The following is a 26,610-nucleotide window of genomic DNA, read 5'->3' on the forward strand; positions in this document are numbered from 1 at the left end:
AAAAAAGAGTCAGCAATATGCTGACTCTTTTTTATTATGTGCAATCCTCTTTTATCATCTTATTTTCCTGAAATAAATAAAGGGATTTAGGAAAAGCTATGGTATGTATTAAAAGGAGGAGATAAAAATGACACGAGTTCGAGAATTTATGAGTACTCATATAGTACATTGTACACCGTTAGATAATGTATATGAGGCTGCTGTAAAGATGAAAGAAGAATCGGTTGGATTGATTCCTGTTGTTGAAAATGAACAAGTTGTTGGGCTTGTTACTGATCGAGATTTGGTTGTTCGAGGGATTGCAGAGAAGCATCCTGGGTCTAATAAAATTACAAATGTAATGACAACAAATATTGTTTCAGTTTCTCCAGATGATGCTATTGAAAAAGCTACAGAATTAATGGCACAATATCAAATTAGACGATTACCAGTAGTTGAGAATGGTCAATTAGTTGGAATGTTAGCACTAGGTGACTTAGCTATAAGAGAATCGGCAGATAATCAAGCTGGATTTGCTTTAGGTGAAATCTCGGAGCATACGGAATAAAGTGAATCCTTAATGAATGGGGCCTTAATGCCCACAAATAGCAAGATAAATTATGTATGAAGAGCGGATACATCATTCTAGTATATATAGATTAAACTAATATGCTAGAGTGACGTATCTAGGGCATTATATAATAGGTATACAGTTAATATTTTCGACAGTTTTTTAAAATTTTTCATTCCTAATTTTTAATAAGAGAAAAAATGATATACTGATAGATATAAGGGTTATGATAGATTTTGAATATAACAATATTAATTGGTAATGATGTAATAATGAATTAATATTTCCTATGTAGATAAAGTGAAACTTTAATCATTGTGGGGGCTATTCCAAAATGATTATGAGTTGAACCAATCGGGCTTTTACGGGCATTTATCTCCCAACTAAATTCATAGCATTCGCTGAATTTTGAGGTGGGAGTCTTACTTGTTCGCAAATAGCGGGATAAAAAGGGAAGGGGAATTATATGAAGGCTGTACAAGGCGATCCAAATTGGAATTTGGTTACAGATACATATATAGAACCAAATAATTTCGCTGAATTATTTTCTTTGCTTGTACCTTGTCACCCAAAAGGTGAAGGGAACGAGCGGACTATATTAGCGTGGAAAGAAAAAGAATTTTATAAAGAAGAAAATTTAGCGGCATTTATCGTATATGGAATAAATAAAGTGAAAAATTTACCGCAGTTTCATAAAGATGAAATTCCAACTTTAGTACGTATTCTTCGTTTATGCCAAGAGATTGGTTGGTATGAAGAGGCAAATACTTTTATGATAACTCAAGGGCTAGCTGAATTTGTCCAAACTTCATTGGAATATGAAACATGGGATCTTTTGACGCAAGCGGTTGCTTTAAACTATTTAATTATTAAATACCGTATTGGTGAATTAACAGATAGGGATGTAGAAATTTGGGATAGAGTTAAATTTAATGAGGAATGTATAAAAGATTGTAAGCATTTATTATCTCATAAAGAAGTATTGGAATTTACATTCTTTTATATGTGTAAAAGAGCGAAGTTACTGTCAAAAGAGCAATTAAATAGTGATATGATGAGTCTAGCGATGTATTGTAATACTTTTGTTTATGATTTATATACACATGACTTATTACGAAAATATCGTAAGTGTACAGACTTCTTATCATATTATGGACCGAGTCAAGCGGTGTTAGCCTGTCAACGAGCTGTACTTGCTCAAATTTCCGATCGATTAGACCCATTAAAGACAACGCATGTAGATGATTATTTATATGTGATGAAAGAAATGATGGAGCATATGACGATAGGGGTAATGGACCGATATGGTCATTTTATCGGAAAGCTACTATCATATGTACCATTTTTTGAAATGATTCAAGTTCCGCAGCATGCATATTACTGTGAAGAATTACTGTATATTTGTAAGGGCATTGAATATAAGGAAGAGATATTACGCAATTATATATTTATACAATTACATGATTGTTTACCATCATTCTTTAAACTATTTCTTAAAAATAAGCGTTATGCAACTATTCATGATATTTTATTCTATTGGTGCGACGATGAACAAAGAATGAGCTTAGAGAAAAAATATAATCTGAGTTTTATTTATGAAAAATATGCTTGTGGATAAACAGTACTGTTTATATGAAAAATTAATATAAATTAAAAAGGATCTCAAGTTTATGTGAGATCCTTTTTTTGTTAGTAAAACAAGGAGAAAGTAATTAAGATGAGAAATAACATTCCATAAAGGAGAAGTTGTGCAGTATAACTTCCTTGTATACCGAAAAAAGTATTCATCTTTTCATATAAATTCAATATATATTTCATTGGAGTATCTTTGAAAGATTGGTACACAGTGTCTCCTCTTTCTAAGCTTCTTGTTCATGTTTTTTATTATTAGGGACATTCACGTATCTAGCTATGAATAATAAAATAGCCATAAAAAATACAGGAAATACGGTAGATAAATACAAACCGTTACTAATTACATTTGTTATAAGGGCACTTAATAGAAAAAGAGCGTTATAAATGTGTGCAATTTTTTGTTTTAGTTGCACTTGGAATGATTCCATCATAATTTCTAAAGTAACAAAAGCAATGATAATAGATAAAAATACAGTGTTTGTATTATAAATGATTAAACAACAGATTAAGCCTAAAAAGGCCAAGTATTCAATTAAGAGAGGTATATTGCGTGGCATACAATTTACCTAACTAAATATGGCAGTGGATTGACTGCATTTGTTTTTTCAAAATTCCATTCTCCATTGTGTAACTCAAAGTGGAGATGTTGTCCGTATGAATGCCCTGTATTTCCCATATGACCTAATAGTTGTCCAGTTTGTACTTGATCACCGGCTTGTACAGTGCGATCTTTCATATGAGCATAAACTGTTGTATATAATTTCCCATTAATTTGATGGGCGATGAACACGACATTACCATAACTAGCCGAATAATAAGACTTCACAACTTTACCTGCAGCGGCAGCTTGAATGGATACGTTCCCTTGAGCTGCAATATCTATACCATAATGCATTTGTTCCCAGCGCATATCAAAGGTTGAGCTAACTCTTCCTTGAGCAGGGAATTTGAAAGCTGCTGGAATGGATGAAGGTTGAGCGGTTTTAGCTTGTGATTGCGGTTGGTTTTGTACTACATAGTGTTTTGCCACATATCCGTACCCTGTACCAAAACGAATTTTATACCAAGTTCCTACAGTTTCTACTACTTGCACTTGTGTACCATTTTGTAATGAACCAAGTAGAGAACTACTTGTACTAGCATTACTACGTACATTGAGTTTTGGTGTTGCAACTGTGTACTTCGTATTATTTTGAACTGTAATTCCTTTTACTAAAGGTTGTGAGCCATTAGATATGAATGCTTTTTGTACATAACCTGTTTGACCATTATGTAAAATCTTATACCATTCACCTTGTTCTTCTTGAATGGTAACGAACTTCCCATTCGGTAATACATCTAAAATTGAAGATTCTAGATTAGGTTCAGAGCGAACGTTTAATGCATTAGCATTGACGATGTATTGATTATTAGATTGAAGTTTGTTTTTTAGTAGAATAGTATCTTTTTGCACGTAACCTACTTTATTATTAACAGATACTTTATACCAATCATTCGTTTTTTCAAGTATGTTCACTTTCGTATTAAAGCGGATTTTATCAATAGATACGCTATTTATATTGTTTTCTTTATGTAAAGTTGCTTGATCCACTTTGACATATCCAGTTTTAACATTAGATAATTGTTCAGCATTTGCTTTTTGTACATTTGTTTCTCCCATAGAAGGTAGTAAAGAAGCAATTGCGACAGTAGTTGCTGTTAGAGCAGTAGCTTTCATATTCATATAATAGAGACCTCCTCTAGTTGTATAGTTGTAATTTTATTATAGTATAAAGATATAATATAGTGGGTTTATTCACATAAATGTAATATGAAATCAATATAAAAATAAATTTTTTGAGAATAATTATTTCTTTTTATCCAATTAATTAGGATATTGATTTTGAAAATAAAATATAAGTGTTGTATAGCTTTGTTATTTTGTTGACAATTAAGAAAATTAAAACAGTTGATGATGTCTTATGACGATGTTATACTGACAGTGATAATTTTATAGTTTGCTAGGAGAGCTGGTGTTGCCAGCTGAGAGTGGGCCGTAAGCCTTTGATCCTTTTCATTACCTGATCTAGATTATGCTAGCGTAGGGAAGCAATTCGGACAATAACTATGAGTCCCCGTTTCTTTGCGTATAGAAACGGGGCTTTTTTATTTGAAAATTTCATATTGAACCACTAGGGGTGCTTGATGTGCTGAGAGAGGAATAATCCTTAACCCTTACAGACCTGATCTAGGTAATACTAGCGAAGGGAAGTGGAACATCGAATAAATGTATAATTTTATTTGCTGTAACCACTTCTTATATAGAGAAGTGGTTTTTTATTTAAATACACATATTGAAAGGGGAAATAGTAATGAAATTTTGCGATAGATTATTAGAAACTGTGCAACCTGTTTGGGAGAAAAGTCATAATCATCCGTTTGTAGTAGGTATGGGGAATGGTACGCTAGAAAAAGATAAATTCCAATATTATATTATACAAGATTATTTGTATCTGCTAGATTATGCAAAGCTATATGCGATTGGTGTTGTAAAAGCAACGAATCCACAAATAATGGGAAAGTTTGCTGAACAAATTGATGGAATATTAAATGGAGAAATGACGATTCATAAACAATATGCAAAAAGACTGGGTATTTCTGTAGAAGAAATGGAATCTGCAAAACCATCAGCTAAAAATTTAGCTTATACAAACTATATGATGTCAGTATCTCAAAATGGAACACTGGCAGAATTAATAGCAGCACTTCTTCCGTGTATGTGGAGTTACTGGGAGATTGGAAAGCGTTTAAATGATATTCCTGGAGCGAGAGATCATGAGTTCTTTGGTGAGTGGATTCAAGGATATAGTTCTGAAGAATACGGTAATCTTTGTATTTGGTTAATAGATTTATTAAATGAAATGGTAGCTGGGAAGTCAGAGAAAGAACTAGACCGATTAGAGGAGATTTTCTTATATTCCAGTCGATTTGAATATTTATTCTGGGATATGTCCTATCGTAAGGAGATGTGGGGATTTGAGGAGCAAGAACATACTACAGTTTCATAATGTTTCTTTTCATTATGATGAGAAACCGATCATCAATGAATTAAATGCTTCTATACAAGAGAAAGAATTTGTAAGTATTATCGGACCAAGTGGTTGCGGGAAAAGCACTTTATTTCGCCTTATTACAGGCTTAGAAGAAGCAAGTGCTGGACAAATAGAGCTGACAGAAACAAAGAGTCACCCTGTAGGATATATGCCTCAAAAAGATATGCTTTTGCCGTGGAGAACAATTATTGAAAATGCTGCCCTGCCACTAGAGTGCCAAGGTGTACCGAAGAAAGAAGCGCAAGTGAAGGCAAAGGAACTGTTACATAAATTCGGTTTACAAGGATATGAGGAAAAATACCCGAAAGATTTATCTGGCGGTATGAGGCAGCGCGTATCTTTTATCCGAACTTTATTAACAGGCGGGGAAATATTATTACTAGATGAACCGTTTAGTGCATTAGATGCCTTAACGAAGGCATCATTGCAAGAATGGTTGTTTGAACAATGGAAAGAGTGGGAAAAAACAATTTTATTCATCACTCATGATGTTGAAGAAGCGCTATTCCTTTCGAATCGAATTTTAGTAGTGGAGGAGCAGCCGATAATGACATTGACTGAGCGGATTGTGCCACTTGATCATAATCGAACACGAAAGGATTTATATAAACCGGACGTGTTAGCGCTGAAAGAGGAGCTTCTTAGTATGTTACAAAGGCAGGTACTTGTATGATAAGCCGATTGAAAGAATTAGTTCCTGCCATTACTCTTTCTAGTATTTTACTCGTTATGTGGGAAATAGGAGCAAGAATTGTAGATGAGATGTACATTTTACCGTCACCGTCTGCAATTGTAATAAAGATATGGAAACTAAAAGACATATTATTTACGGTTCATTTACCGGCAACGTTATACGTCGTTTTAATAGGTGTTGTTATTTCTATCGTACTAGGTGTGGGGCTCGCAATGTTAATGAATGCGAGTACATGGATGGAAAGAGCATTTTATCCATTATTAGTTGCCTCACAAACGATTCCGATTACTGCGCTTGCTCCGCTCTTCGTTTTATGGTTTGGATACACAATCTGGAGTAAGGTCGTTGTTACAGTTTTAATTACGTTTTTCCCGATTGCGGTCAATACGTACGATGGACTGCGTAGTACGAAAAAAGAATGGGAGGAGCTCTTAGTTACATATGGAGCAACGAAAAAAGATGTTTTTCTTAAGTTAAAGTTGCCGTCTGCTCTTCCTTATTTTTTCTCAGCTTTAAAAATTGCAGTTCCGCTTAGTGTCATTGGGGCAGCAATTGGAGAATGGCTTGGTGCACAAGCTGGGCTTGGATATTTCAGTAAGAGAATGATGACGCAGTTAGACGGGGCTGGTGTATTCGCACCCATTGTATTGTTATCATTATTAGCTATTTTCTTCGTCATACTTATTTCCATATTAGAAAAGAAATTCATTAGTTGGAGGAAGCATTCATGAAATTATTAAAACGCATCTTTGTGTTCACATTATTAGTTGCAATGATTGCAGGATGTTCGAGTAATTCAGCATCCGATAAAAGTAAAAAAGAAAAAGAAATAACGGTCATGCTTGATTGGTATCCAAATGCGGTGCATAGCTTTATTTATGCAGCAATTGAAAAAGGATACTTTAAAGAAGAAGGAGTAAAGGTAAATATTAAATTCCCTTCTAATCCGACTGATCCATTAACGTTAGCGGCAGCAGGGAAAGTGACAGTTGGCCTGTATTATCAGCCAGATGTTGTTATGGCAAGAGCAAATGAACAAATTCCAGTGAAGTCAATTGGGGCTGTCGTACGTTCCCCATTAAATCATGTCGTATCGCTGAAATCAGCAGGTATTCAATCACCGAAAGATTTAGAAGGTAAAACAGTAGGTTACTCTGGAACGCCTTTAAGTGAAGCGTATTTAAAAACGATGATAAAAGAAGATGGTGGTAATCCAGATACAGTGAAAGTAGTTGATGTTGGATTTGATTTAGTGCCAGCGTTAATTACGAAAAAAGTAGATGCTGTAACAGGAGCATACATTAACCATGAAGTACCTGTTATGCGTCATGAAGGTCATGAACCAGCGTACTTTAATCCAGCTGATTACGGCGTACCGAATTATCATGAGCTTGTGTTTGTAACAGGTGATAAAACGTTGAAAAAAGATAAAGAAGCGCTGCAAGCCTTTTTACGTGGGGCGAAAAAAGGGTATGACTTTATGAAGAAAAACCCTGATGAAGCATTAAATATTTTATTAGATCATCAAGAAAAAGAAAACTTCCCGCTTGTGCCAGAAGTTGAAAAAGAAAGTATGAAAATTTTATTAGAGAAGATGGAAACGAAAGATGAGCCATTCTTATCAGATTCAAAAGAGTCTTGGGAGAAACAAAATAAATGGCTGAAAGACAAAGGAATGACGAAGGAAATTGTTCCAGCCGATGAGCTATTCGAAAATATTTTAAAGTAGGCGAATGAATATGAAAAATGAGCTCCACGTAATCTCAAATGGCCATATGCCATTCGAAGAGTTAGTGAATGTAGCGATGCAAATTGAGAGTGAGATTGATTATTTGCATATTCGTGAGCGTGAGAAAAGTACGAAGGAATTATATGAAGGGGTGGAAAGCCTTTTAAAAAAAGGCTTTCCGGCATCTAAACTTGTTATAAATGACCGAATTGATATTGCTATTTTATTAAATATACCGCGTGTGCAGCTAGGATATCGAAGCACGGATGTAAGGTCAGTGAAAGAAAAGTTTTCGTATTTGCATGTTGGTTATTCCGTACATTCTTTAGAAGAAGCGATAGAGGCTTTTAAGAATGGTGCTGATTCGCTCGTTTATGGTCATGTATTCCCAACAGAGTGTAAAAAAGGTGTGCCAGCGAGAGGGTTAGAGGAAATTTCTGGCATTGCAAAGAGCTTATCGATCCCGATTATAGCTATTGGAGGAATTACTCCTGAAAATACAAGGGATGTTCTTGCAAGTGAAATAAGTGGAATTGCTGTTATGTCTGGAATTGTAAGTGATAGTAACCCGTATAGCAGAGCGAAATCTTATAAGGAATCAATAAGAAAGTGGGCGGGGAAACATGTGTGAGAAGTATGATGTAGCAATTATTGGCGGTGGTGTAATTGGTAGTTCAGTTGCACATTTTCTAGCAGAAAGAGGACATAAAGTAGCAATTATAGAGAAGCAGAGGATTGCATCGGAAGCTTCGAAAGCTGCTGCTGGCTTGCTCGGTGTTCAGGCAGAATGGGATGCGTATGATCCGCTATTTGAACTTGCTAGAGAAAGCCGTGCTATATTCCCACAACTTGCAACAGCTTTACGTGAAAAGACGGGTATTGATATTGGATATGAGGAAAAAGGAATATATCGCATTGCCCAAAATGAAGGTGAGAAGGAAAGAATTCTTCACATTATGGATTGGCAGCAGAAAACAGGTGAGGATTCCTATTTTCTAACAGGAGACCATTTACGAGAAAAAGAGCCATTTCTATCCGAATCAATTATCGGAGCGGTATATTATCCGAAAGATGGTCACGTTATTGCACCAGAGCTTACGAAAGCATTCGCACAGTCTGCAGCCATTTCCGGTGCTGATATATATGAACAGGCAGAGGTATTTGATATTCGTATTGAAAATAATAAAGTGACTGGAATTGTTACAAGCGAAGGTATTATCACGTGCGAGAAAGTCGTTATTGCAGGAGGTTCATGGAGCACGAAGCTACTAGGACATTTTCATCACGATTGGGGTACATATCCAGTTAAAGGAGAAGTGGTTGCAGTCAGAAGCAGGAAGCCACTATTGAAAGCTCCTATTTTCCAAGAAAGATTTTATATCGCACCGAAACGTGGTGGTCGTTATGTAATAGGGGCAACGATGCATCCTCATACGTTCAATAAAACTGTGCAGCCAGAAAGTATTACTTCTATATTAGAGCGTGCTTATACAATATTGCCGGCTTTAAGAGAGGCAGAGTGGGAAAGTACATGGGCTGGATTAAGGCCACAATCGAATCATGAAGCTCCTTATATGGGAGAGCATGAAGAAATAAAAGGTTTATATGCTTGTACTGGGCATTATCGAAACGGTATTTTATTAAGCCCTGTTTCTGGTCAGTATATGACTGATTTAATAGAAGGAAAGCAGGAGAATTACTTGCTAGATTCATTGCTTTCTAAAACGGTTTAGAAAGGGGATGGAAGTTTGAATTTAAAAATTAATGGTAACCAAATGGAAGTGCCAGCGAGTGTGAAAACAGTAGCTGAGCTACTTACACATTTAGAGTTAGATAACAGAATTGTTGTAGTAGAGCGTAATAAAGATATTTTACAAAAAGATGATCATACAGATACATCTGTTTTTGATGGAGACCAAATTGAGATTGTAACTTTCGTAGGAGGCGGTTGATTATGTTAAACATTGGACCATTTTCATTTCAGTCTAGACTTTTATTAGGAACAGGTAAATTCCCTGATTTTGATGTACAGCAAAAAGCAATTGATGTATCTGAGGCTGAGGTTTTAACGTTCGCAGTACGTCGTATGGATATATTTGATGCGAAGCAACCAAATTTATTAGAGAAACTTGATGTGAAAAAATATACGTTATTACCGAATACAGCAGGAGCAAAAAATGCTGAAGAAGCTGTTCGAATTGCAAAATTAGCAAAAGCTTCAGGACTTTGTGACATGATAAAAGTAGAAGTTATTGGTGATGATAGAACGTTACTACCTGATCCGGTAGAAACATTGAGAGCATCTGAAATGTTACTAGAAGAAGGGTTTATCGTACTTCCGTACACATCTGATGACGTTGTACTAGCACGTAAATTACAAGAATTAGGTGTGCATGCAATTATGCCAGGAGCATCACCAATTGGCTCAGGTCTTGGTATTGTAAATCCGTTAAATTTAAGTTTCATTATTGAACAAGCGACGGTACCAGTTATCGTTGATGCTGGTATCGGTAGCCCAGCTGATGCGGCATTTGCGATGGAATTAGGAGCAGATGGTGTGTTATTAAATACAGCGGTGTCTGGTGCGAAAGACCCTATTAAAATGGCACAGGCAATGAAATTAAGTATTGAAGCAGGACGTTTAGGATTTGAAGCAGGTCGTATTGCTCGCAAACGTTGTGCAACTGCAAGTAGTCCTTTAGAAGGAATGAGCGTAGTTGAATAATCGATATTCTCGCCAAGAACTATTTTCTCCAATTGGAGAAGAAGGACAACAAAAAATAAGAGAAAAGCATGTACTCATTATTGGTGCGGGTGCACTAGGTAGTGCAAATGCAGAAATGTTTGTAAGAGCAGGCGTTGGCACAGTAACGATTGTTGACCGGGATTATGTCGATTGGAGTAATTTACAAAGGCAGCAATTGTATGCGGAGAGTGATGTAGAAAATAACCTTCCAAAGGCTGTAGCGGCAAAGAAACGTCTAGAAGAGATTAATAGTGAAGTAAGAGTAGAAGCTCTCGTTCAAGATGTAACAGCTGAAGAGCTAGAAGAACTCGTTATAAACGTTGATGTAATAATTGATGCGACTGATAATTTTGAAACACGTTTTATTGTGAATGATATAGCGCAAAAATATTCTATTCCATGGATTTACGGGGCATGTGTAGGGAGTTACGGCCTTTCTTACACCATTCTTCCTAGTAAAACGCCATGTTTATCTTGTTTATTACAATCGATTCCGCTTGGCGGAGCGACATGTGATACAGCGGGCATTATATCGCCTGCTGTATCTCTTGTCGTTTCTCATCAAGTAACGGAAGCTCTGAAACTGTTAGTAGAAGACTATGAATCGCTTCGAGATGGACTTGTGTCGTTTGATGTATGGAAAAATGAATATTCATGTATGAATGTGCAAAAGCTCCGTAAGCATAATTGTCCTTCGTGCGGAGAAAATGCATTATATCCTTATTTAAATAAAGAAAACACATCGAAAACAGCAGTTTTATGCGGGAGAAATACAGTTCAAATTAGACCACCTTATAAAGAGGATATGGATTTTGAACGATACAAAGAGCTGCTGAATGATCGTGTGAAGGATTTAAATGTAAATCCATATTTATTATCATTTTCTGTGGAAGAGAAGAGATTAGTTGCTTTTAAAGATGGTCGTGTACTTGTACATGGAACGAAAGATATAAGCGAAGCAAAAACAATTTATCATCGCTATTTTGGATAGAAAAGGATGAGTGGGATGAAAGTAAATAAAGCTTTAACAATTGCAGGATCTGATAGTGGCGGCGGTGCCGGTATTCAAGCAGATTTAAAAACATTCCAAGAGCTTGGTGTGTACGGGATGACGGCTATTACGGCAATTACTGCTCAAAATACGCTTGGCGTGCAAGGGGTATATCCTGTTCCGTTAGAAGGTATTACGGAACAGCTGAATTCAATTGGTACGGATTTAACACCAGATGCTGTGAAACTAGGAATGTTGTTTAGTAGTGAAATTATTCAAATTGTGGCAGAACAGATTAAGAAATTTGGTTGGAATAATATTGTGCTGGATCCTGTTATGATTGCTAAGGGCGGTGCGTCATTATTACAGCAAGAAGCAGTACAAGCATTAAAAGAATATTTATTACCAGTAGCAACTGTTATAACGCCGAATGTTCCTGAAGCAGAAGTGTTAACTGGGATGGAGATTCATAATATTGAAGATAGTAAGGAAGCTGCGAAGGTATTGCACGAATTAGGTGCTAAATACGTGCTTATGAAGGGCGGACACGCAGAGTATCAAGGGAATGAAGTAATTGATTTACTCTTTGATGGAGAAGAGTTTATTGAATTTAGAAGTGAACGAATTCCTTCGAAACAAACGCACGGAAGTGGCTGTACATTCGCGTCTGCAGTTACAGCTGGACTTGCGAAAGGATACTCGATGGAAGAGGCAGTTCAAGAAGCAAAACGATTTATTAGTATAGCAATTGAAAATCCGTTGAATATCGGTAGTGGTCATGGACCGACGAATCATTTTGCGTATAAGTTGAATAAAACAGAAGCGTAGACAGAAAAAAAGTCAGTTTTATAACTGGCTTTTTTTCTGTTTACTTTTTCCAAATACAGGAGTAATATATCAGCCAGAATATATTTTTTGTAATACGCTGAGTCCAATTATATGGAGCGGAGGAACCAATTTGTGCAGTGTCACTTGGGGTGAATCTTTCAATTTTGAAAGTAGGGCTACTCTCAAAGTCCGAATCCGACAGCTAACTTCGTAAGCGTCTTGAGAGAGGACGGTGCCATGATGGATACATCACTTCATCGATCTGATTAGTATAGGGGAATATCAATCTATGCTTGAGTTCTTTTATGCTAAGGAGGATGAGGTACATGGAACTAACACTTATTTGTGTTGGAGAAGAAAGCAAGGTAAATAGTTTAATAGATTTAGTAGCCTTTCAACATGAGTTAATTATTTTTACAGCAAATGAAGAGATAGCGGCTGAAGTGAGGAATTGTGGGTTTGACTGGACGTATAGTTGTAGTAAAGAGCAGGATTTTACTAGTATTTGTGAGTGTATTAAGAAGGTGATTTTACTAGGGGATGAGCTTCCAATCATTAGTTTCTTTACAGAACACATTCGCTTTTCTTTTCAAGCACCTATTACTGTTGTTACAAGGAATAAACGATATCCAGCGAGGCTCTATGAAGCAATTGGAGCTACATTTGTCGTGTTTACGAATTGTGATAATATTGCTTTTTTATTTTTTGAATAGGGTGGGGGAAAAGAAGATGAAGGTGTTGTTACTAGGAGATATAGCGAATCGTTGGGCAGTATCGGTAGATCGAGTTCAAGAATTGGTGGTGCTCGATCCTATTTTTCCAAGGCCATATATCATATTGCCATCGAAAGATGCTTTATATTTAAAAACAGATGTTATCGAATATGAGCAGCTCCATTCAGAATTGTCACAAGTTTATATTCGCGGGAGAAATTTGCGTACATTTTTACGAGGAGACTAAAAGTTGAATGAAAAAAGAGCGAATGCTAAGTGCAACAAGCTATGCACTTCATGTTATTCGCTCTTTTTATTTCGTATTTAAAAGATCATTTCTGTGAAAAATAAAGAAAAGGCGAGAAAATAGATGAAAGAATATTAATAATACTCAATGTAAGCGTTTAAATAGATAAATATTTTCTTATTTTCAGTAATTTAGCTCTTTACAAGTAAAAAATAGAGGAGTATATTTACTCTCATAAATCATTCGTAAAATTTCCAAAAAAACCTAAAATCGCTGAGTTCCAGAAATGGAGCGGGGGAACCAATTTTGTGCATCGTCACTTGGGGTGAATCTTTCAGTTTTGAAAGTAGGGCTACTCTTTAGGCCCGAATCCGACAGCTAACCTCGTAAGCGTTTAGAGAGGAGGTTTACTTTTTGTTGTTCAATTTTTTGAACACTGAGTAGAGCTCAGTGTTCTTTTTTAATATTTTAATGGAAAATTTTAACAAAAGAAGTGAGGGATAGTTATGTTAGATGTTGTAATGATCGGGATTTTTGTTGTGTTAGTTGCATCGATGGCAAGTCTTGCGAGTTGGTCAGATAAAGTTGTGAAAGAAGGTAAGCAATCATGATGATTGCCTTATCGGTTATTGTTGCAGCAATTACGGTGTACTTAGTGTATGCATTATTAAATCCGGAAAAGTTTTAATTAGGGGGAGTCATTCATTATGATCTGGGTTGCAGTCGTTATTACAATGCTATTGTTTATTCTTGTGGCAAAGCCAACGGGAATTTATTTAGAGAAAGCCTTTCAAGGTAGTAAAAAGCTAGATAAAGTATTCGGGCCTTTTGAAAAACTTATTTTTAAAATTACGGGTGTAAAAGAATACAATCAAACGTGGAAACAGTACGCACTATCATTAGTTTTATTAAATGGATTTATGATTGTTGTCGTGTATTTCATTTTCAGACTACAAGGAGTATTGCCATTAAATCCAGCACACATTGAAGGAATGGAGCCTACGCTTGCTTTTAATACAGCAATTAGTTTTATGGCTGATACAAACTTACAGCATTATAGCGGTGAAAATGGTTTATCTTATTTATCACAATTAATTGGAATTACATTTTTAATGTTTGCAGCACCAGCAACGACGTTAGCACTCGTTATGGCATTTATAAGAGGACTTGCTGGAAAAGAACTCGGTAACTTTTTCGTTGATTTTACGAGAGCACTAACGAGAGTATTTCTTCCTATCGCATTTATTGCGGCACTAGTCTTTGTCGCACTTGGTGTACCACAAACGTTAGACGGGGCAGTTACAGCACAAACAATTGATGGGGCAAAGCAAAGTATATTACGCGGACCTGTTGCATCATTTGTTTCAATTAAGGAACTTGGGAATAACGGTGGTGGATTTTTCGGAGCAAACTCTACACATCCTTTTGAAAACCCAGGACAAATGAGTAATATTTTGCAAATGATGCTTATGATGTTATTGCCAACAGCACTTCCATTTACGTACGGACGAATGGTAGGAAATAAAAAGCAAGGGCGCATCCTTTTTGTTTCACTATTCATGGTGTTTCTACTAGGATTTATAACGATTACGACATCTGAACTAAACGGGAATCCGGCATTAAATGGAATGGGTATTGAACATGTACAAGGAAGTACAGAAGGAAAAGAAGTAAGGTTCGGAACTGTATTCTCTTCTCTTTATGCGACTGTAACGACAGCTGCTGAAACAGGGGCTGTTAATACGATGCACGATACGTTAACACCAATTGGCGGGTTAGTTCCACTTGTAAATATGATGTTAAATACAGTGTACGGCGGCGTTGGAGCAGGTTTTGTGAACATTATTATGTATGCGATTATCGCAGTGTTTATATCTGGGTTAATGGTTGGACGGACACCAGAGTTTTTAGGTAAGAAAATTGAGGGTAAGGAAATGAAATTAGTTGCGGTAACAATTTTATTTCATCCATTGCTCATTTTAGGATTTTCAGCATTAGCTCTTTCAACAAGTTTAGGGACGGATGCTATTTCTCATTCCGGTTTCCACGGTTTGACGCAAGTGGTATATGAATATACATCGTCAGCTGCGAATAACGGATCTGGATTTGAAGGATTAGCGGATAATACACCGTTTTGGAATATTACAACTGGTTTAGTTATGTTTTTAGGCCGCTATTTCAGTTTAATTACGATGCTAGCTGTTGCAGCTTCATTGAAAGAAAAGACGGTTGTACCAGAAACAGTCGGAACGTTCCGTACGGATAATAGTTTATTTGGCGGCATTTTCATCGGAACAATTGTAATTGTCGGTGCATTAACATTCTTCCCGATGTTAGTACTCGGTCCAATTGCAGAATTTCTTACATTGAAGTAATGGAGGGTAAATGATGAGACCGGTAGTAGTAAAAGAAAAAAGAGTAAATGAGTCACAAATACATGCTGTAGAAGATGAAGTTAGACAAGCGAAAACGATGGATCGTGATATCGTGACACATGCGATGAAACAATCCTTTGCGAAATTGAGTCCGAAAGTCATGATTAAGAATCCGATTATGTTCGTTGTGGAGATTGGATTTATCATTACGTTCATTTTATCGTTTCTTCCAAGTCGTTCTAGTAGTGTACCAGGATGGTTTAATATAACTGTTTCTCTTATTCTATTATTTACAGTTTTATTTGCTAACTTTGCAGAAGCATTAGCGGAAGGACGGGGGAAAGCGCAAGCCGATTCTTTAAAACAGTCGAAGAAAGATGTGTTTGCAAATGTTGTAAAAGAAAATGGAGACATTGTTCAAGTTTCAGCAACGGATCTGAGAAAAGGTGATGTTGTTATTGTAAAACAAGGAGAAATGATTCCAAGTGATGGGGAAGTAATAAAAGGATTAGCGTCTGTCGATGAATCTGCGATTACAGGGGAATCAGCTCCTGTAATAAAAGAAGCGGGTGGTGATTTTTGTTCCGTAACAGGCGGTACGATGGTCGTAAGTGATGAGATTACGATTGTCATTACGAGTAATCCTGGTGAATCATTTATTGATAAAATGATTTCGTTAGTTGAAGGAGCTGCTCGTCAAAAAACGCCGAATGAAATTGCTTTAAATACAGTATTAACGAGTTTAACGCTTATTTTCTTAATCGTTGTTGTGACGTTACCGATTTTTACGAACTATTTAGGGTTTCAAATTGATACAGCTGTACTTGTCGCATTGTTAGTTTGTTTAATTCCAACGACAATTGGTGGGTTATTATCAGCAATTGGTATTGCTGGGATGGACCGCGTGACAAAGTTTAACGTGTTAGCAATGTCAGGGAAAGCAGTAGAAGCTGCGGGCGATATTAATACAATTATTTTAGATAAAACGGGTACGATTACTTTCGGGAATCGAATGGCTCATACATTATTACCTGTAGGAAATGAAACGATTGAGCAAGTAGGGAAATGGGCTGCGATTAGTTCAGTTTTAGATGAAACACCAGAAGGTCGATCTGTTATTGAATATGTAAAAACGAAATCTCTATCATATGATAGGGCACTTGCAGAACAAGGTGAATTTGTTCCATTTAAAGCAGAAACGAGAATGAGTGGTGTTGATTTACAGGACGGAACGAAAGTGAGAAAAGGTGCTGTAGGTAGCGTGATTGAATGGGTTAGATCACAAGGTGGAACAATTCCGAAAGATGTAAATCAAAAAGCAGATTTCATTTCAAAAGAGGGCGGAACACCACTTGTAGTTGCAGTGGATAATCGTATTTACGGTTTAATCTATTTAAAAGATACTGTAAAACCTGGTATGCGTGAACGTTTTGAACAGTTGCGCCAAATGGGGATTAAAACGGTTATGTGTACAGGGGATAACCCATTAACAGCGGCAACGATCGCAAAAGAAGCTGGAGTAGATGAGTTTGTTGCTGAGTGTAAACCAGAAGATAAAATTGCTGTTATTAAAGCAGAGCAAGAGAAAGGGAAACTTGTAGCGATGACAGGTGATGGTACAAATGATGCTCCAGCATTAGCACAGGCGGACGTTGGATTAGCGATGAATAGTGGTACGACAGCTGCGAAAGAAGCAGCGAATATGATTGATTTAGATTCGAACCCAACAAAAATTATTGAGGTTGTAGGAATCGGTAAGCAATTATTAATGACACGTGGTGCTTTAACGACGTTTAGTATTGCGAATGATATCGCAAAATATTTTGCAATCATTCCAGCAATGTTTACACTTGCAATTCCGCAAATGGAAGCATTAAACATTATGAAACTAACATCCCCCCTGTCAGCGATTTTATCAGCATTAATATTTAATGCAGTTATTATTCCATTACTCATTCCATTGGCGATGAAAGGTATCGCATATAAACCGATGAGTTCGAATGCATTACTTGGCCGAAACCTACTTATTTATGGGCTGGGCGGAGTGATTGTACCGTTCATTGGAATTAAAGTAATTGATATAATTGTCGGCTTGTTCATATAAGGAAGAGGGGAAAAAGATGGCGAAGAAACAAAGTATACTATCACCAATCATCCGTATTACTTTTACATTTTTAGTGTTGTGCGGACTTGTATATCCGCTTATTGTTACTGGTATTGCACAAGCAGTAATGAAGGATAATGCGGATGGAAGTCTAATATATAATGATAAAAATGAAGTGATTGGCTCTAAATTAATCGGTCAAAATTTCACAGATCCACGTTATTTTCATGGGCGTGTCTCTAGTATTGAATATAAAGCAGAAGCGTCTGGTTCAAATAACTATGCACCGTCTAATCCAGATTTAGAGAAACGAGTAGAGAAAAGTATTGAAGAGTGGAAGAAACAAAATCCGAGCGTTCCAGTTACAGAAGTACCGATTGATTTAGTGACAAATTCAGGTTCAGGGCTTGATCCTGACATTAGTCCGAAGGCAGCTTCTGTGCAGGTAGATCGTATCTCGAAATTAACGAATATTCCGAAAGAAACGCTAGATCAATTGATTAAAGATCAAGCGGAAGGTGCGGCACTTGGCTTATTTGGAGAAAACCGCGTGAACGTTTTAAAGCTAAATTTAGAATTACAGAAACTAATGAAATAGTAACAGTGCTACCTCAATCTAACGGATTGAGGTAGTGTTGTTTCGAAAGAAAGGTTGTGAGTGTTTTGTATGCGGATGACTATAAACCAACTTTTCAGAGGCGAACACCAGAAGAGTATTTAGAATATATTCGTCAGCAAAATCGCGGGAAGTTAAAGCTATATGTAGGAGCAGCTCCAGGAGTAGGGAAAAGTTATAAAATGCTTTTTGATGCTAGGGAAATGCAAAAAGATGGAACTGATATTGTAATTGGTTTAATTGAAACACATGGCAGAAAAGAGACAGAAGAAGCAATTGCTGATTTAGAAAAAGTACCTTTAAAAGAAATAGAGTATAAAGGGAAAGTGTTTTATGAACTTGATGTGGAAGGAATTATAAAGCGTGCACCGCAAGTAGTTGTAGTGGATGAACTTGCACATAGTAATATTCCCAGCTCTAAAAATAAGAAGCGTTATATGGATGTACAAGAATTGTTAGAGGCTGGTATATCCGTATTGTCAGCGTTTAATATTCAACATTTAGAAAGCGTTCATGACATTGTAGCTCAAATTACAAATGTAAAAGTAAGAGAACGAATTCCAGACTTTATTTTACAAAAAGCAAATGAAATTCAGCTAGTTGATGCAACGCCGGAAGTACTTCGGAAGAGGTTAATAGACGGAAAGATATATAAAGAAGAAAAAATTCAGCAAAGCTTACAAAATTTCTTTACGCTTAATAATTTAGGAGCACTCAGGGAATTATCGCTTCGTGAAGTCGCTGACGATATGGACGAAAAGATTAGTCAAACAGTGATAGAACCAATCGGAGTGAAAGAAAAAATTCTCGTTTGTGTACAGTACAGTTCAACAGCAGAGAAATTAATAAGACGGGGATGGCGCATGGCTAATCGGTTAAACGCTGAATTGTATGTATTAAATGTTGAAAGGGAAAAGATAGATTCTCTTTCAGCAGGGAAAAAACAAACAATTGAAGAGTGGAAGTCGCTAACGAATCAATTTGATGCAAGTTTTGTATTAGAAGAAGCGAAAGGAAGAAAGCCAGCTGATGTTATTATTGAAGTTGCGAAAAGATTACAAGTAACGCAAATTTTACTTGGGCAATCGGCAAGAACTCGTTGGGAAGAAATACGAAAAGGTTCGATTGTAAATGAGATTATGAGGCAAACGAGGTATATTGATATTCATATCGTTGCGGATCAAAGAGCTTAAAATAGAGCCGACCTTTTTGGGGGCTCTATTTTACTTTTTGTACAGCATGAAAGCGTAGCATTTTCATTGCATATAAAATTACAAGTAAAAACATAATTGCGCCTAGGAAGAAAATCCAAAAGTAATTTTGGTTAAATAAAAGAAATCCACCTACAAGTGGCCCTGTGCCCATACCAAGATAGCGGATGAAGTTGTACATACCGATAGCTGTTGCGCGTTCTTGTACGAATTCTTCTGTTAATAAAGTAGTGTGAGTTGGCATAGAAAGTCCCATACTAAAACCGTACAAAGATGTAGCGATAATGATGAATGGGATATTGATGCTATATGTGAAAGAGAATAAAACGACACATATAATATTGAAGAAACTTGTAATAAATAAAGCTCGCTTTGTTGTGAGGCGTTTTTGTAAAAACTTGTAGCAATAACTTCCTAGCATAATAGAAAGAGACATTGGTACAAACATAAGACCAATTTCACTTGCAGCTAGGTGAAATGAATTTGCTAAAATGCTCGGTAAAAAAACGAGGAAGCAAAAGTAAATACAAAATTGAATGAAGCCAATAAGAGTAATAGAAAATCCAGTTTTATTTTTTAAGATAAACCAGTAATTCTTTTTTGCTTGCGGTTGCTTAATTACATTTGGCTTTGTTTCTGGAAGTAGTGAAATGTTTATAATTAATAAGAGAATGCCAAGTATAGATAAAAACAGAAATACGGATAAGTGGCCATTTATACTGCCGAGATAACCACCAATGAGAGGGCCAACCGCAGGTGCGAGAGCAAGTAACATTTGATAAAGGCTCATTGCTTCACCTCGTTCTTTTCCCTCAAATAAATCACCAATAATTGTTGCGGCAACTATAGGTATAGCGGCAATTCCTACAGCTTGAATGGCTCTAAAGAATAGAAATAAATAAATGTTTGATGAAAAAGCACATCCGATTGAACCAATCGTACTAATAATTAAACTAGGAATAAGGACAGATTTTCTCCCTTTTGTATCAATTAAAGGTCCATATATGAGCTGCATAATCGCAAGAACGAATGTGAAAAGTGAAACTGTTACATTTACAAGATAAAGAGAAGTATGAAAAGAATTTTGAATCATCGGTAAGATAGGTGTGTAAATATTTTGAGCGAAGGAGCCGAGTAAGGCACTAATACAGATAACATATAAAATGAAAATTAATTTAGATTTTTTCATAATGTTAACCTCCTTGTAATTTGGTTTCCTTGGAAACTAAATTTATTTTAACACGTTTTTCTCACTTGTAAATATGAAAAAATAATTTTAAAATGATATATAGCTAAATTGTTTCTTTGGAAACTTAGGGGGCGAACGGATTGGATCATGCAATGAAACAAGTGGAAATACTTTCGGACATTCGTACACTTTTGCATAAAAAAGAAGAACATTTAAAACGACAAAACGAGAAGTTTCTTCGTGAGACAGGTGTAAGTAGTATGTCATTATCTGAGTTACATGTAATCGAATGTATCGGAAAAAATGGTTTGATGAATGTAACGGCAATTACGACAGAAATGGGCATGACGAAGGGAGCAATCTCTAAAATTTGTACAAAGTTGTTTCAAAAGCAATTCGTTGAGAAGATGCAAATGTTAGATAATCAAAAAGAAATCTTCTTCCGCTTAACGGAAAGTGGAAATGAAATATATAAAGCTCATGAAAAATTGCATAAGCAAGCTGAAGAAAAGTGGCTGTTACTTTTAGATGGATATACGAAAGAAGAGCAAGACTTTATTCAAAGGTTTATAAAGGATGTCTCAGATCATTTGGAAATATAATTGGAAGAAAAAACTCCTTTTTCTCAAGTCTTTTGAATATAATTTCTGAAAGAACTCATATATAATAGAAAAAGATACTTAACATGGTGAATAATTAAAGAGTCAATATATATAGAGGAGAGAGTAATATGCTTGAAAATACGGGGTTAGTATTAGAAGGCGGCGGTATGCGTGGTGTATATACGGGTGGGATATTAGAATACTTTATGGAACAAGATTTATATTTTCCATATGTAATCGGTGTATCAGCGGGTGCTTGTCATGCAGCGTCGTATCTTTCCAGACAAAGAAATAGAAATAAAACGGTCAATATTGATTATGCATCACATCCGAAATATTTATCGTATAAAAACTTATGGAGAAAACGTCAGCTATTTGATATGGATTTCATTTTTCATGAAATTCCAGAAAAGCATGTGCCGTTTGATTTTGAAACATACTTTAATAGCCCAGAACGTTTCCTTGTAGGAACGACGGATTGTGAAACAGGACAATCTGTTTATTTTGAGAAAGAAGGAACGAATGATGATGCACTAAATTTATTACAAGCGTCTAGTTCATTGCCTTTCATTGCACCAGTAGTAAATTATCGTGGTAAGCAGTTATTAGATGGCGGGATTTCTGATCCAATTCCAGTTCGTAAAGCACAAGAAGATGGATTTAAAAAATCAGTCGTTATTTTAACGAGAAATCATGGTTACGCGAAGAAAAAATCAAAATTCGGATGGATTGCAGCGAAAGCTTATAAAAAATATCCGAATCTTGTTAACACTATGTTGAATCGTTATGAAGTGTATAATGAAACACTTCACTATATTGAAAAAGAAGAGCAAGCTGGTAATTTATTTGTCATCAGACCAGAATTGCCGCTTCAAGTAGATCGTATGGAAAAAGATAAGACAAAATTACAAGGTTTATATGAACAAGGCTATGAAGATGCAAAGAAACAATTTGCAGATTTACAGTCGTTTTTGCAAGAATAATCATTAGGCTGTGGAGAAGGTGTTCTCTGCAGTCTTTTTTATTATTGTTCTTGAATGCCGAATGACATTTTAGAAACGGTTATACACGTTCTTGATTATGGTATAATATGGATAAAAGTGTATAGAGAGGTGATACATATGAAAAATGTATATAAAGGACTTAGGCATACCGGATTTACCATGATGCTTATTTTTGGAGGTGTATTTTTACTTCGCTGGCTCATACATGATGAGATGCTACTGGATCAGCTTATTGGATTTAGTGTAGGAATGGTAATGGTTGTTTCATCGATTTTTATTCAAAAGTATAGTAAAGAATTACATGTAAATGAGAAATATTAAAGGATTCTAATCTCTTTTGAGTAGTTTGATTGTAGAGGAGGCTTTCGTATGATTTTCTTATTTGCTATATATTTTGTTTTTATTATGACATTGTTAATTACGTTTGTTCTTTCTAAGAAATCATATAAAAAGCCTTTCATTAAATATATACCAACGTTCATATTGTTTATCTTGGCTTTCATTTCTTCTATTATATTTGTGTTTCATAACGGAATGGGAGAGCTTATGATAGCAGTCTTCTTAGGAAGTGCGGCAGTAGCGAACTTTTTCTTACTTCTTGCATTGAAAGTAGTTCGTTTGGTTGTTGCAAAGGGAAAATAGAGCATCGAATTCGATGCTCTACTTTTTTATTTACGCTTCTTTTTAATAAATGAAAAGGCTAAAGCTGTAATTAAAATACTGCCTTTAATGATATCTTGTGCATAATAAGGAACGTTCATCATTGTAAGTCCATTTAATATGATTCCAATTAATATAGAACCGAGGAATGTTCCGATGACATTTGGTTTCTTGGCACCGAACATTGCATAACCGATATAGGCAGCTGCAACTGCATCCATTAACAATGGGGCACCAGCCGAAACTTGCCCTGTTCCAACGCGGCTGCATAGAATAATGCCGCCAATGGAGGCAAGGAAACCGCTAATCATATAAGCATATACACGATAACGATCGGTAGGGATACCGGCTAATCTAGCAGCTTCTCGATTTCCACCTGTCATATAAAAGAAACGACCGTACGTTGTTTTTTCTAAAAATAGATGTGCAATTAAAACGACGATAAGCATGATAATGACAGGGACTGGAATTCCTAAAATAGAACCCTGACCAATAAATAAAAAGGATGGAATAAAATGTCCTTTGGCACCAGACATTCCTTCATAAATTGAAGATCCTTTTGAAAATGTTAAGTGTAGTCCATTAACGATATACATGATACTTAACGTAGCTAGTAAGTCTGGTAGTTTAATTCGGATAACGAGTAGTGCATTTAATAATCCAACTAATAGCCCGCAAAGAATAGGAACAAGGAGTGTAACTAATAGTTCTTGTCGATATAAAACGAGACAGGAAGCAGCGGCAATTGTTGCTAAACTAGCGGTGGAGCTGACTGATAAATCAAATCCATCTACAATCAATGTAAAGGTAACACCGATTGCAAGTAACGTTACGATAGAAATAGAACGTAAAATATCACTAATATTGTTGTAGGTTAAAAAAGAATCATTGACGATAGAGAAAAAAATTGTAACACCTATAATGATAGCAATTGTACTAAATTGATAAAAAAGATGAGTAGGTAAATATAGTTTCTTAGTTTTATGAACGAGGTTCAATGGAATAGCTCCCTTCAGATAAATGTAAAAGCTGTTCAGGAGACAGATCGTTTGGCAAGTATTCACCTACAAACTCTCCATTTGCCAGTATAAGAATACGATCGGCGATATGCAGTGCTTCATCTTGTTCTCCTGTAAAATAAATGACGGAACTGCCGTCTTCTGTAATGTTGCGAATGAATTGGAAAATGTCTTGTTTTGCAGCGATGTCTACCCCTTTAGTTGGCTCGTCCAAAAGAAATAGATTAGGTTTGAATCCATCCCACTTTGCAATTGAGACTTTTTGTTGGTTTCCACCACTAAGTGAATGGATAAAGGCTTTTGGGTCATTTGGCGAAATGCTGAAAGAAGAAATTGCCGTGGTGGCATTATTTAATTCGGTTTGTTTTCTTCGCCAACCTGATTGGTGTAAATTTGTGTGACTTATAATATTTTCTGAAAGGAATACACCTTGTTTTCTTCTTTCTTCTGGTACAAGTGCAATTTTCGCTTTAATCGCATCTCGTGGTGTTTTAATTGTGATGTTGTGACCATCTATTTCTGCGTGATAAGTATGACGAGCGCCAAATAAGGTCTCAGCAAGTGTTGTTTTGCCGCTTCCAATTAATCCGTATATCACAACAGTTTCTCCTTTTCGTATTGTAAGAGAAAGGGGAGAATGATCTTCGCGTAATTGAAGCTCTTGTACTTTAAATAATTCTTCGCTCCCGCGTTTTGGTGCTGTATTAATAGGCAGTGTAAGTTGTTTGCCAGTCATTGCTTCCACAATTTGTTGATCTGTAATCTTTGTAATAGCTTCAGAAAGGGAAACCTTCCCATTATGTAATACAGTTACATCATCTGCGAAATTTCGAATCTCGGATAAACGATGAGAAATTAAGATAATGCCAATACCTTTTGCTGTTAAATCTTTTAATAGTTTCCCAAAGGTTTCAACCTCTTTTGGTCCAAGAGAAGAAGTAGGTTCATCTAATAAAAGATAATTTGTATTGTTAGATAAAGCTCTTGCGATAAGAAGTAATTGCTTTTCATATAATGAGCAGTTTGAAACATCTTCCGAAACATTTAAATGTACCTGTACGGTTTGTAAATGTTGTTTAGCAAGTGCGACTAATTTGGACTTTGAAAATAGTACTTTGTTTTGCATTGCTAAATGATCGATTAGTACATTTTCTAATACGGACAATCCGGGAATAAGTCCGTGATCTACTTCTTGTGTTACAAAAGAAATACCGTGCTTTTTTGCATCGCGTGGTGAAGTAAAGGAAACAGGCTGATTATCAATTTTTAAATCGCCAGCAACCGGTTGAATTTCACCAGTTGCTATTTTTAGTAAAGTACTTTTTCCTGCACCGTTCATTCCTAGTAAAGCATGCACTTTTCCTTTTTTGATATGAATCGAAACATCTTCTAGAACTGGTGTAGTGACATGATAAGAATGTGTAATGTTTTGAAGAGAGAATGTCATCATTTTTTCTCCTTCTCTAATTTTTTCATCCAAGGAGAATATGCATCTTTTGAGTCTCCCCAACCGTTTATATATTTTGATAACTGATCCATCGTGATATTTTCTTTTGGTAAACTATTTTTCTTTACTAAATAAGGTTCTAGTGAATAAATATCTGGCGTTTGTTCACCAGCAATTTTTTTGTATAAAAATCGTACTTGAACTTTACCTACTTCAGCTGGATCAGTTGCAGCAGTAGCTGTCCAAGGAGAGTTTTCTTTTTGCATAAGTTGTAAATCTTCATTACTTAAGTCAATGCTGTATACTTTTATATCTGTACGATTCGCTTGTTCGAGTGCTTTGACAGCCCCTTTAGCAAACTCATCCCACGAAGCAAAAATAGCTTGTAAATCTCCTTTTTTCGGATATTTTTTTAGTAAAGCTTCTACTTGTGTTTGTGTATCAAGTGGTGTGTTATTACTAGCGGTACCAAAGCGTGCCACTTCTTTTATATTTGGATAACGTTTATAAAAAGCATCAATGATAACATTGCGACGTTCCATTGGGGCAAATCCGCCAACCCATACGACTGCGATATTTCCTTGTCCATTCAAATCTTCCGCTAACGTTTTTAAAGATTTCCACGCAAGACTATAGTCATCTTGATCAATAATCGTTACACCTGGTAAGCGTAGATCGTTATCAAACGCTACTACGGGAATATTAGCTTGTAATGCTTTTTCTACTCCAGGTTTTAGCGCTTCAGATCGGCCATGATCAATTAAAATGCCATCCACTTTTGAATTGATAGCAGTATCTAAATTTGCAGCCATTTTTGCTAAATCGTTATCAGAATTGTAGACTTGCACGCTGCCGCCAAATAGCTCTACTTGTTTTTTGACGCCCTCAATATATTGAGAGGAAAAAGTTCCGATGGACATTTGCATAATTAATGCGATTTTTAATGGCTTCTTCACTTGGCTTGGAACTTCTGTTGGTAAGTTGTTTTCTACTGTTGTAGTCGTTTTTTTCACAGTTTGTTGCTTTTGTGAGGAGATAGCATCTTGTTCATTTGTACAAGCTGTCAATGTAAATAAGAGAAAAATAAGTACGATGGAACATAATTTTTTCATGAAAAAATCCCTCCTAAACTAAGAAGAGAGGGGAGGGAGTGAAAAT

Annotated in this window: 30 protein-coding genes and 4 riboswitches; of the genes, 24 read left to right on the top strand and 6 right to left on the bottom strand. The window is 36.0% G+C overall.

Going from position 1 to position 26,610, the window contains the following annotated elements:
* Positions 1–127: 127 nt before the first annotated feature.
* Both BAQ48_RS13995 and BAQ48_RS14000 read left to right on the top strand, forming a co-directional pair.
* Complete coding sequence (locus BAQ48_RS13995; RefSeq protein ID WP_071711522.1) at positions 128–547, top strand: CBS domain-containing protein; 420 nt, start codon at positions 128–130, stop codon at positions 545–547.
* A gap of 469 nt (positions 548–1,016) precedes the next feature.
* Positions 1,017–2,168 (top strand): DUF3965 domain-containing protein, encoded by a 1,152-nt coding sequence (locus BAQ48_RS14000; protein ID WP_071711523.1) that lies wholly within the window; start codon positions 1,017–1,019, stop codon positions 2,166–2,168.
* A 241-nt stretch (positions 2,169–2,409) separates the two neighbouring features.
* On the opposite strand, the gene BAQ48_RS14005 is transcribed toward BAQ48_RS14000, so the two are convergent.
* Both BAQ48_RS14005 and BAQ48_RS14010 read right to left on the bottom strand, forming a co-directional pair.
* A complete protein-coding gene (locus tag BAQ48_RS14005) occupies positions 2,410–2,742 on the bottom strand; it encodes a hypothetical protein (RefSeq protein WP_001137829.1) in 333 nt (110 codons plus the stop codon).
* A gap of 5 nt (positions 2,743–2,747) precedes the next feature.
* Positions 2,748–3,908, bottom strand: coding sequence for an SH3 domain-containing protein (locus tag BAQ48_RS14010; protein ID WP_071711524.1), 1,161 nt, complete (start codon positions 3,906–3,908; stop codon positions 2,748–2,750).
* Between the two features lie 269 nt (positions 3,909–4,177).
* Positions 4,178–4,289: riboswitch (TPP riboswitch) on the top strand.
* A gap of 59 nt (positions 4,290–4,348) precedes the next feature.
* A riboswitch (TPP riboswitch) is annotated at positions 4,349–4,451 on the top strand.
* A gap of 85 nt (positions 4,452–4,536) precedes the next feature.
* Between BAQ48_RS14010 and tenA the strand changes: the two genes are divergently transcribed.
* From tenA to kdpDN, 18 genes are all read left to right on the top strand, one after another.
* Positions 4,537–5,232 carry a thiaminase II gene (gene tenA, locus BAQ48_RS14015; protein ID WP_071711525.1) on the top strand — a complete coding sequence of 232 codons (696 nt, stop codon included), beginning with the start codon at positions 4,537–4,539 and terminating at the stop codon, positions 5,230–5,232.
* Complete coding sequence (locus tag BAQ48_RS14020) at positions 5,201–5,950, top strand: ABC transporter ATP-binding protein (protein WP_001256823.1); 750 nt, start codon at positions 5,201–5,203, stop codon at positions 5,948–5,950. The genes tenA and BAQ48_RS14020 overlap by 32 nt, the downstream gene beginning before the upstream one ends.
* Positions 5,947–6,702, top strand: coding sequence for an ABC transporter permease (locus BAQ48_RS14025; protein WP_116758517.1), 756 nt, complete (start codon positions 5,947–5,949; stop codon positions 6,700–6,702). Before BAQ48_RS14020 ends, BAQ48_RS14025 begins: the two co-directional genes overlap by 4 nt.
* Positions 6,699–7,700 carry an ABC transporter substrate-binding protein gene (locus BAQ48_RS14030; protein ID WP_071711526.1) on the top strand — a complete coding sequence of 334 codons (1,002 nt, stop codon included), beginning with the start codon at positions 6,699–6,701 and terminating at the stop codon, positions 7,698–7,700. The genes BAQ48_RS14025 and BAQ48_RS14030 overlap by 4 nt, the downstream gene beginning before the upstream one ends.
* Positions 7,701–7,710: 10 nt before the next feature.
* On the top strand, positions 7,711–8,331 hold the full coding sequence (gene tenI / locus BAQ48_RS14035) for a thiazole tautomerase TenI (RefSeq protein ID WP_071711527.1): 621 nt from the start codon (positions 7,711–7,713) through the stop codon (positions 8,329–8,331).
* A complete protein-coding gene (gene thiO, locus BAQ48_RS14040) occupies positions 8,324–9,433 on the top strand; it encodes a glycine oxidase ThiO (protein WP_071711528.1) in 1,110 nt (369 codons plus the stop codon). The genes tenI and thiO overlap by 8 nt, the downstream gene beginning before the upstream one ends.
* Before the next feature lie 15 nt (positions 9,434–9,448).
* Positions 9,449–9,652 carry a sulfur carrier protein ThiS gene (thiS, locus tag BAQ48_RS14045; RefSeq protein ID WP_001049511.1) on the top strand — a complete coding sequence of 68 codons (204 nt, stop codon included), beginning with the start codon at positions 9,449–9,451 and terminating at the stop codon, positions 9,650–9,652.
* Between the two features lie 2 nt (positions 9,653–9,654).
* The gene (thiG, locus tag BAQ48_RS14050) at positions 9,655–10,425 is read left to right on the top strand and encodes a thiazole synthase (RefSeq protein WP_000932004.1); all 771 of its coding nucleotides are present in this window, start codon (positions 9,655–9,657) and stop codon (positions 10,423–10,425) included.
* Positions 10,418–11,437, top strand: a complete 1,020-nt coding sequence (thiF, locus tag BAQ48_RS14055) for a thiazole biosynthesis adenylyltransferase ThiF (RefSeq protein WP_071711529.1) — start codon at positions 10,418–10,420, stop codon at positions 11,435–11,437. The genes thiG and thiF overlap by 8 nt, the downstream gene beginning before the upstream one ends.
* A 6-nt stretch (positions 11,438–11,443) precedes the next feature.
* The gene (gene thiD, locus BAQ48_RS14060) at positions 11,444–12,265 is read left to right on the top strand and encodes a bifunctional hydroxymethylpyrimidine kinase/phosphomethylpyrimidine kinase (RefSeq protein WP_116758518.1); all 822 of its coding nucleotides are present in this window, start codon (positions 11,444–11,446) and stop codon (positions 12,263–12,265) included.
* Between the two features lie 85 nt (positions 12,266–12,350).
* A riboswitch (cyclic di-AMP (ydaO/yuaA leader) is annotated at positions 12,351–12,498 on the top strand.
* Positions 12,499–12,591: 93 nt separating this feature from the next.
* Complete coding sequence (locus BAQ48_RS14065; RefSeq protein WP_071711531.1) at positions 12,592–12,978, top strand: hypothetical protein; 387 nt, start codon at positions 12,592–12,594, stop codon at positions 12,976–12,978.
* A 16-nt stretch (positions 12,979–12,994) separates the two neighbouring features.
* On the top strand, positions 12,995–13,225 hold the full coding sequence (locus BAQ48_RS14070) for a hypothetical protein (protein ID WP_071711532.1): 231 nt from the start codon (positions 12,995–12,997) through the stop codon (positions 13,223–13,225).
* 261 nt (positions 13,226–13,486) lie between these two features.
* Positions 13,487–13,632, top strand: a riboswitch (cyclic di-AMP (ydaO/yuaA leader).
* Between the two features lie 99 nt (positions 13,633–13,731).
* On the top strand, positions 13,732–13,836 hold the full coding sequence (locus tag BAQ48_RS14075; RefSeq protein WP_000887889.1) for a SipW-dependent-type signal peptide-containing protein: 105 nt from the start codon (positions 13,732–13,734) through the stop codon (positions 13,834–13,836).
* Positions 13,833–13,913: a K(+)-transporting ATPase subunit F gene (kdpF, locus tag BAQ48_RS14080; RefSeq protein WP_000972378.1), complete on the top strand. Its 81-nt coding sequence runs from the start codon at positions 13,833–13,835 to the stop codon at positions 13,911–13,913. Before BAQ48_RS14075 ends, kdpF begins: the two co-directional genes overlap by 4 nt.
* A gap of 19 nt (positions 13,914–13,932) precedes the next feature.
* Positions 13,933–15,600 (top strand): potassium-transporting ATPase subunit KdpA, encoded by a 1,668-nt coding sequence (kdpA, locus tag BAQ48_RS14085; protein ID WP_071711533.1) that lies wholly within the window; start codon positions 13,933–13,935, stop codon positions 15,598–15,600.
* Positions 15,601–15,613: 13 nt separating this feature from the next.
* Entirely contained in the window at positions 15,614–17,704 is a 2,091-nt protein-coding gene (gene kdpB, locus BAQ48_RS14090) for a potassium-transporting ATPase subunit KdpB (RefSeq protein ID WP_071711534.1), read from the top strand.
* Between the two features lie 16 nt (positions 17,705–17,720).
* Positions 17,721–18,302, top strand: coding sequence for a K(+)-transporting ATPase subunit C (kdpC, locus tag BAQ48_RS14095; RefSeq protein WP_071711535.1), 582 nt, complete (start codon positions 17,721–17,723; stop codon positions 18,300–18,302).
* 56 nt (positions 18,303–18,358) lie between these two features.
* A complete protein-coding gene (gene kdpDN, locus BAQ48_RS14100) occupies positions 18,359–19,513 on the top strand; it encodes a KdpD-like non-kinase potassium sensor (protein ID WP_084064638.1) in 1,155 nt (384 codons plus the stop codon).
* A 25-nt stretch (positions 19,514–19,538) separates the two neighbouring features.
* Here kdpDN and BAQ48_RS14105 read toward each other — a convergent pair whose 3' ends face one another.
* Positions 19,539–20,720: an MFS transporter gene (locus BAQ48_RS14105; RefSeq protein WP_071711537.1), complete on the bottom strand. Its 1,182-nt coding sequence runs from the start codon at positions 20,718–20,720 to the stop codon at positions 19,539–19,541.
* A 140-nt stretch (positions 20,721–20,860) separates the two neighbouring features.
* Between BAQ48_RS14105 and BAQ48_RS14110 the strand changes: the two genes are divergently transcribed.
* From BAQ48_RS14110 to BAQ48_RS14125, 4 genes are all read left to right on the top strand, one after another.
* Positions 20,861–21,322 (top strand): MarR family transcriptional regulator, encoded by a 462-nt coding sequence (locus tag BAQ48_RS14110; protein WP_071711538.1) that lies wholly within the window; start codon positions 20,861–20,863, stop codon positions 21,320–21,322.
* 128 nt (positions 21,323–21,450) lie between these two features.
* On the top strand, positions 21,451–22,305 hold the full coding sequence (locus BAQ48_RS14115) for a patatin-like phospholipase family protein (RefSeq protein WP_071711539.1): 855 nt from the start codon (positions 21,451–21,453) through the stop codon (positions 22,303–22,305).
* Positions 22,306–22,443: 138 nt separating this feature from the next.
* The gene (locus BAQ48_RS14120) at positions 22,444–22,647 is read left to right on the top strand and encodes a hypothetical protein (protein ID WP_071711640.1); all 204 of its coding nucleotides are present in this window, start codon (positions 22,444–22,446) and stop codon (positions 22,645–22,647) included.
* A gap of 48 nt (positions 22,648–22,695) precedes the next feature.
* Positions 22,696–22,968 (top strand): sugar ABC transporter ATPase, encoded by a 273-nt coding sequence (locus BAQ48_RS14125; protein WP_071711540.1) that lies wholly within the window; start codon positions 22,696–22,698, stop codon positions 22,966–22,968.
* A 26-nt stretch (positions 22,969–22,994) separates the two neighbouring features.
* Here BAQ48_RS14125 and BAQ48_RS14130 read toward each other — a convergent pair whose 3' ends face one another.
* From BAQ48_RS14130 to BAQ48_RS14140, 3 genes are read right to left on the bottom strand one after another with little or no spacing between them, the layout of a single operon-like run.
* Positions 22,995–23,984 carry an ABC transporter permease gene (locus BAQ48_RS14130; protein WP_071711541.1) on the bottom strand — a complete coding sequence of 330 codons (990 nt, stop codon included), beginning with the start codon at positions 23,982–23,984 and terminating at the stop codon, positions 22,995–22,997.
* Positions 23,968–25,455, bottom strand: coding sequence for a sugar ABC transporter ATP-binding protein (locus tag BAQ48_RS14135; protein ID WP_071711641.1), 1,488 nt, complete (start codon positions 25,453–25,455; stop codon positions 23,968–23,970). Before BAQ48_RS14135 ends, BAQ48_RS14130 begins: the two co-directional genes overlap by 17 nt.
* A complete protein-coding gene (locus BAQ48_RS14140) occupies positions 25,452–26,564 on the bottom strand; it encodes a sugar ABC transporter substrate-binding protein (RefSeq protein ID WP_071711542.1) in 1,113 nt (370 codons plus the stop codon). The genes BAQ48_RS14135 and BAQ48_RS14140 overlap by 4 nt, the downstream gene beginning before the upstream one ends.
* Positions 26,565–26,610: the final 46 nt, after the last annotated feature.

Origin of the sequence: Bacillus luti (assembly GCF_001884105.1) — a bacterium.
Taxonomy (GTDB): domain Bacteria; phylum Bacillota; class Bacilli; order Bacillales; family Bacillaceae_G; genus Bacillus_A; species Bacillus_A luti.

What these genes read in the sequence shown, in the direction of transcription:
- BAQ48_RS13995 (WP_071711522.1), top strand. Translation starts at nt 128, where the DNA reads ATGACACGAGTTCGAGAATTTATGAGTACTCATATAGTACATTGTACA.
- BAQ48_RS14000 (WP_071711523.1), top strand. Translation starts at nt 1,017, where the DNA reads ATGAAGGCTGTACAAGGCGATCCAAATTGGAATTTGGTTACAGATACA.
- BAQ48_RS14005 (WP_001137829.1), bottom strand. Translation starts at nt 2,742, where the DNA reads ATGCCACGCAATATACCTCTCTTAATTGAATACTTGGCCTTTTTAGGC.
- BAQ48_RS14010 (WP_071711524.1), bottom strand. Translation starts at nt 3,908, where the DNA reads ATGAATATGAAAGCTACTGCTCTAACAGCAACTACTGTCGCAATTGCT.
- tenA (WP_071711525.1), top strand. Translation starts at nt 4,537, where the DNA reads ATGAAATTTTGCGATAGATTATTAGAAACTGTGCAACCTGTTTGGGAG.
- BAQ48_RS14025 (WP_116758517.1), top strand. Translation starts at nt 5,947, where the DNA reads ATGATAAGCCGATTGAAAGAATTAGTTCCTGCCATTACTCTTTCTAGT.
- BAQ48_RS14030 (WP_071711526.1), top strand. Translation starts at nt 6,699, where the DNA reads ATGAAATTATTAAAACGCATCTTTGTGTTCACATTATTAGTTGCAATG.
- tenI (WP_071711527.1), top strand. Translation starts at nt 7,711, where the DNA reads ATGAAAAATGAGCTCCACGTAATCTCAAATGGCCATATGCCATTCGAA.
- thiO (WP_071711528.1), top strand. Translation starts at nt 8,324, where the DNA reads ATGTGTGAGAAGTATGATGTAGCAATTATTGGCGGTGGTGTAATTGGT.
- thiG (WP_000932004.1), top strand. Translation starts at nt 9,655, where the DNA reads ATGTTAAACATTGGACCATTTTCATTTCAGTCTAGACTTTTATTAGGA.
- thiD (WP_116758518.1), top strand. Translation starts at nt 11,444, where the DNA reads ATGAGTGGGATGAAAGTAAATAAAGCTTTAACAATTGCAGGATCTGAT.
- BAQ48_RS14065 (WP_071711531.1), top strand. Translation starts at nt 12,592, where the DNA reads ATGGAACTAACACTTATTTGTGTTGGAGAAGAAAGCAAGGTAAATAGT.
- BAQ48_RS14070 (WP_071711532.1), top strand. Translation starts at nt 12,995, where the DNA reads ATGAAGGTGTTGTTACTAGGAGATATAGCGAATCGTTGGGCAGTATCG.
- BAQ48_RS14075 (WP_000887889.1), top strand. Translation starts at nt 13,732, where the DNA reads ATGTTAGATGTTGTAATGATCGGGATTTTTGTTGTGTTAGTTGCATCG.
- kdpF (WP_000972378.1), top strand. Translation starts at nt 13,833, where the DNA reads ATGATGATTGCCTTATCGGTTATTGTTGCAGCAATTACGGTGTACTTA.
- kdpA (WP_071711533.1), top strand. Translation starts at nt 13,933, where the DNA reads ATGATCTGGGTTGCAGTCGTTATTACAATGCTATTGTTTATTCTTGTG.
- kdpB (WP_071711534.1), top strand. Translation starts at nt 15,614, where the DNA reads ATGAGACCGGTAGTAGTAAAAGAAAAAAGAGTAAATGAGTCACAAATA.
- kdpC (WP_071711535.1), top strand. Translation starts at nt 17,721, where the DNA reads ATGGCGAAGAAACAAAGTATACTATCACCAATCATCCGTATTACTTTT.
- BAQ48_RS14105 (WP_071711537.1), bottom strand. Translation starts at nt 20,720, where the DNA reads ATGAAAAAATCTAAATTAATTTTCATTTTATATGTTATCTGTATTAGT.
- BAQ48_RS14115 (WP_071711539.1), top strand. Translation starts at nt 21,451, where the DNA reads ATGCTTGAAAATACGGGGTTAGTATTAGAAGGCGGCGGTATGCGTGGT.
- BAQ48_RS14120 (WP_071711640.1), top strand. Translation starts at nt 22,444, where the DNA reads ATGAAAAATGTATATAAAGGACTTAGGCATACCGGATTTACCATGATG.
- BAQ48_RS14125 (WP_071711540.1), top strand. Translation starts at nt 22,696, where the DNA reads ATGATTTTCTTATTTGCTATATATTTTGTTTTTATTATGACATTGTTA.
- BAQ48_RS14135 (WP_071711641.1), bottom strand. Translation starts at nt 25,455, where the DNA reads ATGATGACATTCTCTCTTCAAAACATTACACATTCTTATCATGTCACT.
- BAQ48_RS14140 (WP_071711542.1), bottom strand. Translation starts at nt 26,564, where the DNA reads ATGAAAAAATTATGTTCCATCGTACTTATTTTTCTCTTATTTACATTG.